Here is a 10376-nt window from a genome sequence, read left to right on the forward strand (position 1 = left end):
CCCCCCCCCGGGGAGGGGAGGAATGAGGGCGATCTGGCAGTTTTTCAGCACCAGCCGCGAGAGCTGCCTGGGACGCGCTGGCGGAGTGTAAGGAAGAAGCGGGACCCCGGGGCGGGCCCGGGGTGACGAAGAGAGGGGAGCAGGAGGGTATTGACGCCCGCAATGGACCGCTAGCCTACGGCCTAGGCGATACGGCGGCGGTCGGTCGCTCCGGACGGGGCGGGTAGGGCGTGATCCAGCAAGTCCCCCAGGGACAGCGGCTCTTCCACCAGCGTGGGATGGGGCGAATAGCCGTCGGACCAGAATTTGGGTTCGACCAGGTCGCGGGCGATGCTCATGCTGAAGACGCGGCGGGGTTGGGGGGAGCGGTTGTCCGGGCCGGCGTGGAGGAGATCGCTGCGATAGAGGATGACGCTGCCCTTGCGCGGCGCCGTCTGGACGAGGCGGAAGTGCGCGTCGAGCGCCGCGCGCTGGCGGTAGAGCCTCCACAGGGTGCGCGGGCCGAGGGTGCGGAGGCTGAACTGGGCGTTCTTGCCGAGCAGGAAGCGCAGCAGATTGGGCTGGTGCTGATCCCATTTGGTGGAGAACACCCGGTCACGGAACTCGCCGGGGGCGAGGGGGGCATCCGCGCTTTTGCGCATCCGCCAGAGCTTTGCGAGGTTATGGCGCAGGATGCGATAGTTGCAGCGCGTGCGGAACAGCTCGGTCAGCGCATGGGCCTGGCCACCCTGTCTGCTTTCGGAGCCGCCATATAGGTGGGTGCCGGGGACGAAGACGGTGCCGCCCTGTGCGGGCGACACATCCTCCACGGCGACGAGCAGGCTGATCACGCCGATCGGATCGCGGTGGACATATTGGTGCGAAGAGCCGCGATAGCTGGTGAGGGTGGTGACTTCGAGCAGCGGGCGGGAGCGGCCGCAATATTCCCCCAGCACGGCTTCGAGGCGCTGGGCGAGCGTGGCCGCGAAGGCGGTGACGGGCGGGGTGGACGGCAGCGCGCAGAAATCGCGGCGCAGATAGCGGTTATCGGTTTCGCTGGCGAAGGCGCCGCGGACGCGATCGGGATCGTCGATGGTCTCATGGATGAGGGCGAGGCCCGCATCGGCTTCACTGGCGGAGAGCAGGCCGGTGAGGATGACGAGGCCGTGCGTGTCGATGCGCGTGCGGGCCTGGCGGGCGCAGTCCGGCGTGAGCTTGCCATGGGCATCGAGGATGGCGGGGACTTCGAACGCTGCGCAATCGTGGGAAACCGTGAGTTCGCGCATGCCAGCCTGCTGCCCCAACCGATAGACACGATGGCCCGGAATGCGCCGGGCCCGCCGCTCTATTGGCGGAGGAACTTCTATATCGGGTTAACCGGGCGGCGGCGCGGGGGGCGGCCGCCAAGCAAAAGGGCCGGAGCTTTCGCCCCGGCCCTTGTGTGATCGCTTTGGTGCGGCGCGGCGCTTACTTGATGCGCTCGACATCCTCGAAGCCCAGCTCGAGCGGGGTGGCGCGGCCGAAGATCGAGATCGAGACCTTGACGCGGCTCTTGTCGAAATCGAGCTCTTCGACGACGCCCGAGAAGGTCGCGAAATTGCCGCTGGTGACCTTGACCGTATCGCCGATATCGTAATCGACATTGACGCGCGCCTTGGGCGCGGCGGCGGCTTCCTCCTTGGTGTTGAGGATGCGTGCGGCCTCAGCCTCGCTGATCGCCTGGGGCTTGCCCATGCTGCCGAGGAAGCCGGTCACCTTCGGCGTGTTCTTCACCAGGTGATAGACGTCGTCGTTCATGTCGAGCTTCGCCAGCACATAGCCGGGGAAGAACTTGCGTTCGGACTGGATCTTCTTGCCGCGACGAACCTCGGTCACCGTCTCGGTAGGCACTTCGACCGATTCGACGAAGCGATCGAGCCCCATGCGGGTGGCATCGGCCATGATCTGATCGCGGACCTTGCCCTCGAAGCCCGAATAAGCGTGGATGATGTACCAGCGCGACATGTGGATTCCTTGAACTTTACTGGGCGAGGCTGAGCAGGAAGCGGACGACGACGTCGAAGAACGTATCCACGCCCATGAAGAAAATGCCGAGCAAGGTGGTCATGATGATCACCATCACGCCGGTCATGATCGTCTCGCGGCGCGTGGGCCACACGACCTTCCTGGTCTCGGTCTGGACCTGCTTGACGAATTCTATCGGACTGGTCTTCGCCACGGGTGGCCTCGCTTCCAAAATATCTGGTCCGCTGCGGGACATGGGTCCGCCGCCGCTTCCTCTCCAGAGGAACCGGCGAATACCCATCACGCTATCGGATTGGGCGCGATATCTAGCGATGCTTTGGCGGCTGTGCAAGCCGCGTTCGCTGGCGGCGCGGCGCGATAAGCGGGGGCGGGGAAGCGGGGCAAAATAAAAGGGCGCCCAGGCCGAAGCCGGAGCGCCCAGTCATTAGCTAAGCTCAAGCCGTAGCGATTACGGGCTGTCGGAGCCGACGATGTTGATCACACCGGTGACTTCGAGGACGCCGACGACGCCAACGATGCCCAGGATGATGAGCAGCGGGCTGGCGACAACCTTGCTGTCCTTCTTCGCGGCCGTGGCGGCGCGATTCTTGCTCACGCTGAGGGCCGACGCGGCACCCGCCTGAGCTGCGGTGGCCGAAAAGACCAGCGCAGTCGCAGCGGCGGCCGCTGCAAATTTCTTGAACACGGTAAACCTCCCTATCGATATAGCGCCCGCCGGAAGACGCGCACTCCTTAGAACAGTTAACAGGAGTCGCCTGTCGTTTCAAGCCCGCTAAAGAGAGTTGGTTAAATCAATGCTACCGCGGCGAATCCTCCGATGAGCAGGATCAGAAATGCCCATGCAAAGAGGTTCAGCCGTTCTTCGATGAACTTCTGCACGGGCTCGCCGAATCGCTTGAGTAGAGCCGCGATGATGAAGAAGCGCGCGCCGCGGGTGATCGTCGCCAGAATGATGAACCAGCCGAGCGGAAAGTGCGACAGGCCGCTCGCGATCGTCACCAGCTTGAACGGGATCGGGGTAAGCCCCTTCACGAGGATCAGCCAGGTGCCGTATTTGTTATAGGCCGCGGTGAAATCGGCGAAGGCGTTGTGGCGGAAGAATTCGAGGATCTGCTGCGCCAGCTCGGTAAGGAAATAGCCGATCGCATAGCCGAAGATGCCGCCGAGCACCGATGCCGCGGTGCAGATCGCCGCGATCCGATATGCCTGGTCGCGCCGGGTGAGGATCATCGGCACCATCATCACATCGGGCGGGATCGGGAAGAAGCTGCTCTCCGCAAAGGAGACCGCGGCCAGCGCGCCGTTGGCTCGGCGATGATGCGCCATGCGCAGCACCCAGTCATATAATGCGCGAAACATAATCCATCCCCGGGGCCCGCCGATCGCTTCCCGCCTATGCGCAACACCCGCGCTGTTCAAGCCCGGGCTACGGCACGCAGCGTTGTTTTATCCGGAAATTATCCGGCCAACGGGGTTGCCTCGACCGGTCTCACCCTTATGGATGGGCCGACGCTGCCGTGGGCGGCGACCACCAAAAAGGAGAAAAGGTGTCGCGTGACGCTCTATTATGGCTGATGTTGGCGCTCCCGTTTGCCGGGAGCTTTGGCGCGGCGCTCTTGCCGTCGCGCGCCCGCGACGCGGCAGGGCTGCTGGCGGGGGCGGTGCCGCTGGCCGGAGCGATCATAGCCGCAATGCTCTATGCAGAGGCATCGGGCGGGCAGCTTGCGCGGACCGAACTCGAATGGCTGCCCTCGCTGGGGCTCAATCTGGTGCTGCGGCTCGACGGGCTGGCCTGGGTCTTCGCCTTCGTCATCCTCGCAGTGGGTTTCCTGGTCGTCCTCTATGCGCGTTATTACATGTCGCCCGAGGACCCGGTCCCGCGCTTCTTCTCCTTCCTGCTCGCCTTCATGGGCTCGATGCTGGGGCTCGTGCTGTCGGGCAACCTGATCCAGATCGCCTTCTTCTGGGAGATGACGAGCCTCTTCTCGTTCCTGCTGATCGGCTATTGGCACCAGAACCAGAGCGCGCGCGACGCGGCGCGAATGGCGCTGATCGTCACCGGCACGGGAGGGCTGTGCCTGTTGCTGGGGCTGCTGCTGATCGGGAAGATCGCCGGCAGCTATGATCTCGACGTGGTGCTCGCCTCGGGCGATCTCATCCGCGCCAGCAACCTCTACACGCCCGCGCTGATCCTCATCCTGCTGGGTGCCGCGACCAAGAGCGCACAGGTTCCGTTCCACTTCTGGCTGCCGCGCGCGATGGCCGCGCCCACGCCGGTTTCCGCGTACCTCCATTCGGCGACGCTGGTGAAGGCCGGCATCTTCGTGCTGATGCGGCTGTGGCCGGTGCTGGCGGGCACGGACACCTGGTATGTGGTGGTATCCAGCATGGGCCTTGCGACCATGTTGTTCGGCGCCTGGGCGGCGATGTTCCAACAGGATCTGAAGGGCCTGCTTGCTTATTCGACGATAAGCCATCTGGGGCTGATCACCGTGCTCCTGGGGCTGGGCAGCCCGCTGGGGCTGGTGGCCGCGATCTTCCACACGCTCAACCATGCGACGTTCAAGGCATCGCTGTTCATGGCCGCCGGGATCGTCGATCACGAGACCGGCACGCGCGACCTGCGCCGCCTGAGCGGACTCTTCAAGTTCATGCCGATCACCGCGACGCTGGCGATGGTCGCCGCAGCGGCGATGGCGGGGGTGCCGCTGCTCAACGGCTTCCTTTCCAAGGAAATGTTCCTTGCAGAGGCGCTGGAGAATCATCGCGGCACGGTGATCGATCAGGCGCTGCCGGTGCTTTCCACGCTCGCGCTGGCATTCAGCGTGCTGTATTCGGTGCGCTTCATCCACCAGTGCTTCTTTGGCCCGCCCCCCAAGGACTTGCCGCGCCAGCCGGAGGAAGCGCCGCCCTGGATGCGGCTGCCGATCGAGGTGCTCGTGCTCGCCTGTCTGGTCATCGGCGTGGTGCCCGGGCTGACGATCGGCCCGTTCCTGGACCTGGCCGCGCGCTCCGTTCTGGGCAGCAGCACGCCGGAATACAGCCTGGCGATCTGGCACGGCTTCACCATGCCGCTGCTGCTGAGCCTGTTCGCGCTTGTCGCCGGCACCGTTGGCTATCTGATTTTCCGCGATCAGCTCAACCGCCGCGAGAGCCCTCCGCTGATGCGCCGCGTGAAGGGGCGCAAGGTGTTCGATTCGGTGCTTGCCGCGATCATCCTGGCTGCCCGCGTGATCGAACAGAGGCTCGGCACGCGCCGCTTGCAGATGCAGTTGCGGCTTATCGTGGTGATCGCACTGCTGGCGGCGCTGCTGCCGTTCCTGCGCTATGGCTACAGCCTGGGAACCCATCCGGGGACGATCGTGGATCCGGGCTTCGCCGTGATCTGGGTGGTTGGCGGGGCGTGCGCGATCGGCGCGGCGTGGCAGGCCAAATATCACCGGCTGGCGGCGCTCATCCTGATGGCGGGCGCGGGGCTCGCGAGCTGCATCAGCTTCGTCTGGCTGTCATCGCCCGACCTGGCGGTCACGCAGCTGCTGGTCGAGACGGTGACCACCGTGCTGCTGCTGCTCGGGCTGCGCTGGCTGCCGCCGCGCGTGAAGGACGTATGGCCGGAGGGACAATCGCCGTGGCGCGTGCTGAGCCGCCGTGGCGCCGACCTGACGGTCGCGATCCTCGCGGGCGCGGGGATGGCGGCGCTCTCTTATGCCGTGATGACGCGGCAATTGCCCGACACGATCTCTCGCGAGTTCGTCACGCGCGCCTATCCGGAGGGTGGGGGCACCAATGTCGTCAACGTGATCCTGGTCGACTTCCGCAGCTTCGATACGCTGGGCGAGATCAGCGTGCTGGCGATCGTCGCGATCACGGTATTCGCGCTGCTGCGCCGCTTCCGCCCGGCCGCGGACAGCGTCGCTCCGCCGCTGCAGCAGCGCCAGCAGAACGCGTTCGACGATGTGCGGGAAGACCGCCGCGTCGGCGATACGCTGCGCGATTACATGCTGGTGCCGCGCGTGATCATGCAGTGGCTGTTTCCGGTCACACTGCTGCTCGCGCTATACCTATTCATCCGGGGGCACGACATGCCGGGAGGCGGGTTTGCCGCAGGCATCACGCTCTCGATCGGGCTGATCCTGCAATATATGGCGATGGGCGCGAGGCAGGTGGAAAGTCGGCTGCGGGTGCGCCCGATCCGCTGGATCGGCACCGGACTGCTCATCGCCACTGCGACGGGCGCAGGTGCCTGGCTGTTCGGCTATCCGTTCCTGACCACCTGGTTCAGCTATCTGGACCTGCCGGTGGTGGGCAAGGTTCCGGCGGCCACGGCGCTGTTGTTTGATCTGGGCGTGTTCATCCTTGTGGTGGGCGCGACCGCGCTGATCCTGGTGGCGCTCGGCCATCAATCGAGCCGCACGCCGCGCGCGAACGCCCAACCTGCCGCAGTGAAGGAAGACTGATGGAGATCGTCCTGTCGCTCGCCATCGGCGTGCTTACCGCATCGGGCATCTGGCTGATCCTGCGTCCGCGCACCTTCCAGGTCGTGGTCGGGCTGTCGCTGCTCTCTTATGCCGTGAATCTGTTCATCTATGCGATGGGCCGGCTGCTCGTGAACGCGCCGCCGATCGTGGAAAGCGGCGGCGTGGCCGATCCTGCAAACTATTCCGATCCGCTGCCCCAGGCGCTGGTGCTCACCGCGATCGTCATCTCCTTCGCGATGACGGCGCTGCTGCTCGTCGTGCTGCTCGCTTCGCGCGGGCTGACCGGCACCGACCATGTCGACGGCAAGGAGCCCGACTGATGGCGTTTGCCGATCAGCTTATCATCGCGCCGATCCTGTTGCCGCTGGCCGCGAGCGGGGTGCTGCTGTTGCTGAGCGAGCGCCGCCTGCGGGCGAAGCGCGCGATAAGCATTGTCACCACATTGCTGCTCATCATCGTATCGGTGCTGCTGCTGCGCAGCCTGATCGCAGTGGGGCTGGACGGCGCCACCGCCACGCGCACCTATCTGGTGGGCAATTGGCCCGCGCCATTCGGCATCGTGCTGGTGATCGACTGGCTATCGGCGCTGATGCTGGTGCTGACCAACATCATCGGCTTCACCTCGCTGGTATATTCGACCGCGCGGTGGGACGCTGCGGCACCGCGTTTCCATGCGCTGTTCCTGCTTCAGCTCGTCGGCCTCAACGGGGCGTTCCTTACCGGCGATCTCTTCAACCTGTTCGTGTTCTTCGAAGTCCTGCTCGCGGCCTCTTACGGGCTGATGCTGCACGGATCGGGGGCGGCGCGGGTGAAGGCGGGGCTGCATTATGTCGCGATCAACGTGGCGGCGTCCTTGCTCTTCCTGATCGGGGTGAGCCTGATCTACGGCGTTTCCGGCACGCTCAACATGGCGGATCTCGCCAATCGCATTCCGGGGATCGCCGGATCGGACATGGCGCTGTTCCAGGCGGGGATGGGCGTGCTGGGCGTCGCATTCCTGCTGAAAGCGGGGATGTGGCCGCTCGGCTTCTGGCTGCCGACCACCTATGCGGCGGCGGCGCCTCCGTCCGCCGCCTTGTTCGCGATGCTCAGCAAGGTGGGCGTCTATGCGGTGCTGCGCGTCTATCTGCTGCTGTTCGGGACCGAGACCAGCCCGCTTTCCAGCTTCGGGGCCGAATGGCTGCTATATGGCGGGATGGCGTCGATCGCGTTCGGGACGATCGGCGTGCTCGCGTGCCGATCGCTTTCGCGGCTGATCGGGTTCAGCGTGCTCATCTCGTCGGGCACCTTGCTCGCAGCCCTGGGATCGGGCGAGGGCGCGGTGCTGGGCGCGGTGCTCTTTTACCTTGTCAGCTCGACGCTGGTGATCAGCGCATTCTATCTGCTGGCCGAACTCGTCGAGCGGCATGAGATCGGGCCGGACCCGTCCGCGCTGGTAGAAGCGGTGTTCGACGACGAGGATCCGGTAATCCTCGATGTGCCCGAGGATGAGATCGGCGTGCTGATACCGGGCACGATCGCGATCCTGGGTGGCGGCTTCATGCTGTGCGCGCTGCTGCTCGCGGGGCTGCCGCCGCTTTCGGGCTTCATCGCGAAGTTTGCGCTGATCGACGGGCTGCTGGGGCTGAACGACCAAATCGCGCCTTCGACCTGGACGCTGATCGTGCTCATCATCGTATCCGGTCTCGCGACGCTAATCGCCACCAGCCGCGCGGGGATCGACCTGATCTGGGCACCGTCCGAGAAGCCGCAGCCGGTGCTGCGCCTCGCCGAGGCCGCGCCGGTCGGGCTGCTGCTCGGCATCTGCCTGGCGCTGATGGTCTTTGCCGGGCCGGTGATGCGTTACATGGAGCGCACCGCATATTCGCTGGAGGATCGCGAGGGCTATATCCGTTCGGTGACCGAAGCGACGCGCACCGCATCGCAGGGAGGGGCGGGGCAGTGAAGCGCTGGATTCCCCATCCCTTGCTGGCGGCGGCGCTGTTCATCATGTGGCTGCTGCTCAACCAGTCGGTATCCCCCGGGCATGTCGTACTGGGCGCGGTCGTCGCGCTGCTCGCGTCGCGCGCGATGGCGGCGCTGCGCCCCGAGCCGGTGCGGCTGGCATCGGTCACGCCGGTTTTGGAACTCGCCGGGCTGGTGCTGGCCGACGTTATCCGATCGAACCTTGCGGTCGCCCGCGCCGTCCTGTTCCCCAGGCCGCGCGTATCCGGCTTTGTCCGCGTGCCGCTGGATCTCACCAACATCCATGGCCTCACCGTGCTTTCGTGCATCGTCACTGCAACGCCGGGTACCTTATGGGTCCAGTTCGATCGCACCAGCGGTGTCCTGCTGATCCATGTGCTCGACCTGATCGACGAGGAAGCCTGGGTGCGCCTGCTCAAAACGCGCTATGAGGCGCGGCTGCTCCGGATCTTCGCGCAATGACGACGCTCGCTCTCGCCATCGCCATCACGGCGGCGCAGATCATGCTGGGCCTGGCCATGGGATGCGCCGCGTGGCGCACCTTCCTGGGCCCGCGCGCGCAGGACCGCATCCTCGGGCTCGACACGCTGTACGTGAACGGGATGCTGCTGCTACTTACCTTCGGCATCCAGACCGGGCGGACGATCTATTTCGAGGCGTCGCTGATCATCGCGCTGCTGGGCTCGGTGGGCACGGTGGCGCTGGCCAAGTTCCTGATGCGCGGCGAGGTAATCGAATGATCGAGGCTCCTGACCTTCCGGTATGGGCCGCGTTGCTGGTCGGGCTGCTCGTGGTGGGCGGAGCGGCCTTTGCGCTGATCGGCTCGCTCGGCCTGCTGCGGCTGCGCAGCTTCTACGACCGGGTGCATGCGCCGACGCTGGGCAGCACGCTGGGCGTCGCGCTGATCGTCACGGGTTCGATGCTGTGCTTCTCGGTGCTCCAGTCCAAGACGCTGGTGCACGAGCTGATGATCTTCATCCTGGTCAGCCTGACGACGCCGGTTACGCTGATGCTGCTGGCGCGAGCGGCGCTGTATCGCGACCGGACATCGGGAAGCGGCGACGTTCCGCTGACCGACGACGACGCCAGCAACTGACGCGCCTCTAGTTCGCGGAGTCTTGGGGTAGCGGAGCGAGCCAGTTCGGGGGGGTGGGGCCATCTTCCGGCACCAGATCGCTGTCATAGGACACGCCGGAGAGCGTTGCCCCGCCGATCGTCTGGATCAGGCAATATCCCTGTTCGGGGACGGGGACGCTGCTGCCCGACTGCCAGAAATATTCGAATGGCGTGGCAGAAATCTCGTCAGCGCTGAGGCCGCAGTTTGCGCCGACATAGAGTCCGGGCGCGTAGCCGGCGGCCAGCACGGCGGCGTACCAGGCGGCGCAATAGGCCAGCACGTCGCTGGACGAAGTGCCCGAGGCAACACCCTCCAGATCTAGCCAGATCGTCACATCGGGCGGGAAGCCCACGGATGCGGCATTCCGGGCTGCCCATTGCCCCTGCTCGGTTCCGAGCTCGGCGCTGGGCACCCAGCCCGAGGCCGCGACATGCTGCACGGCCATCAGCGCCAGCCCGGCGGACAGAATTTCGGTCGCCTCCTGCGACGTGAGGTCCGAACCGGATTCGGCGGCATCGCGGGTGAGGTAGCGGATCGCGAACTGGAAGCCGTCCGCCACGAAGGCGCTGGCGCTGCTTTCATCCAGCGCGGTGTCGGTATCGAAGCCCGATGCGCCCGGAGCAGCGGTCTGGACCGTGCCGGGCAATGCCGGGGGTGGCGGCGGCGGCGCGGGCGGCGGCGGCGGAGCCGGAGCGGGCGCGGGCGGTGTTGGCGGCGGCGCGGGCACCGGGGGCACCGGCGGCGCAGGCGGGGGCGGGGGAGGAGGAGGTGGTGGCGCCGGGGGAGCCGGAGGGGGAGCGGGCGGCACCGGC

At 66.0% G+C, this 10376-nt stretch carries 12 protein-coding genes; 6 read left to right on the forward strand and 6 right to left on the reverse strand.

The window, feature by feature from the left end; genetic code table 11:
- Positions 1–182: 182 nt before the first annotated feature.
- The 5 genes from SSO01S_RS15495 to SSO01S_RS15515 all read right to left on the reverse strand — a co-directional run bounded on the left by SSO01S_RS15495 (position 183) and on the right by SSO01S_RS15515 (position 3363).
- Entirely contained in the window at positions 183–1265 is a 1083-nt protein-coding gene (locus SSO01S_RS15495; protein ID WP_157073806.1) for a phytanoyl-CoA dioxygenase family protein, read from the reverse strand.
- A gap of 181 nt (positions 1266–1446) precedes the next feature.
- Positions 1447–1983, reverse strand: coding sequence for a transcription termination/antitermination protein NusG (nusG, locus tag SSO01S_RS15500; RefSeq protein WP_066800731.1), 537 nt, complete (start codon positions 1981–1983; stop codon positions 1447–1449).
- 16 nt (positions 1984–1999) lie between these two features.
- Positions 2000–2197: a preprotein translocase subunit SecE gene (secE, locus tag SSO01S_RS15505; RefSeq protein ID WP_066800735.1), complete on the reverse strand. Its 198-nt coding sequence runs from the start codon at positions 2195–2197 to the stop codon at positions 2000–2002.
- A gap of 255 nt (positions 2198–2452) precedes the next feature.
- Positions 2453–2689: a hypothetical protein gene (locus SSO01S_RS15510; protein WP_066800738.1), complete on the reverse strand. Its 237-nt coding sequence runs from the start codon at positions 2687–2689 to the stop codon at positions 2453–2455.
- Between the two features lie 101 nt (positions 2690–2790).
- Entirely contained in the window at positions 2791–3363 is a 573-nt protein-coding gene (locus SSO01S_RS15515; protein ID WP_066800741.1) for a YqaA family protein, read from the reverse strand.
- Positions 3364–3551: 188 nt separating this feature from the next.
- Between SSO01S_RS15515 and SSO01S_RS15520 the strand changes: the two genes are divergently transcribed.
- From SSO01S_RS15520 to mnhG, 6 genes are read left to right on the forward strand one after another with little or no spacing between them, the layout of a single operon-like run.
- Positions 3552–6461: a monovalent cation/H+ antiporter subunit A gene (locus SSO01S_RS15520; protein ID WP_157073807.1), complete on the forward strand. Its 2910-nt coding sequence runs from the start codon at positions 3552–3554 to the stop codon at positions 6459–6461.
- On the forward strand, positions 6461–6802 hold the full coding sequence (locus SSO01S_RS15525) for a Na+/H+ antiporter subunit C (protein ID WP_066800747.1): 342 nt from the start codon (positions 6461–6463) through the stop codon (positions 6800–6802). The genes SSO01S_RS15520 and SSO01S_RS15525 overlap by 1 nt, the downstream gene beginning before the upstream one ends.
- Positions 6802–8427: a monovalent cation/H+ antiporter subunit D gene (locus SSO01S_RS15530; RefSeq protein ID WP_066800750.1), complete on the forward strand. Its 1626-nt coding sequence runs from the start codon at positions 6802–6804 to the stop codon at positions 8425–8427. Before SSO01S_RS15525 ends, SSO01S_RS15530 begins: the two co-directional genes overlap by 1 nt.
- Positions 8424–8909, forward strand: a complete 486-nt coding sequence (locus SSO01S_RS15535; protein WP_066800753.1) for a Na+/H+ antiporter subunit E — start codon at positions 8424–8426, stop codon at positions 8907–8909. Before SSO01S_RS15530 ends, SSO01S_RS15535 begins: the two co-directional genes overlap by 4 nt.
- Positions 8906–9187, forward strand: a complete 282-nt coding sequence (locus SSO01S_RS15540; RefSeq protein ID WP_066800756.1) for a K+/H+ antiporter subunit F — start codon at positions 8906–8908, stop codon at positions 9185–9187. Before SSO01S_RS15535 ends, SSO01S_RS15540 begins: the two co-directional genes overlap by 4 nt.
- Positions 9184–9543 (forward strand): monovalent cation/H(+) antiporter subunit G, encoded by a 360-nt coding sequence (gene mnhG / locus SSO01S_RS15545; RefSeq protein WP_066800765.1) that lies wholly within the window; start codon positions 9184–9186, stop codon positions 9541–9543. The genes SSO01S_RS15540 and mnhG overlap by 4 nt, the downstream gene beginning before the upstream one ends.
- 7 nt (positions 9544–9550) lie before the next feature.
- Here the strand turns inward: mnhG and SSO01S_RS15550 are convergent.
- Positions 9551–10376, reverse strand: an 826-nt coding sequence (locus SSO01S_RS15550) for a glycoside hydrolase domain-containing protein (protein WP_157073808.1), incomplete at its 5' end; no start/stop codon positions are given.

This window comes from Sphingomonas soli NBRC 100801 (assembly GCF_001591025.1).
GTDB classification, from domain to species: domain Bacteria; phylum Pseudomonadota; class Alphaproteobacteria; order Sphingomonadales; family Sphingomonadaceae; genus Sphingomonas; species Sphingomonas soli.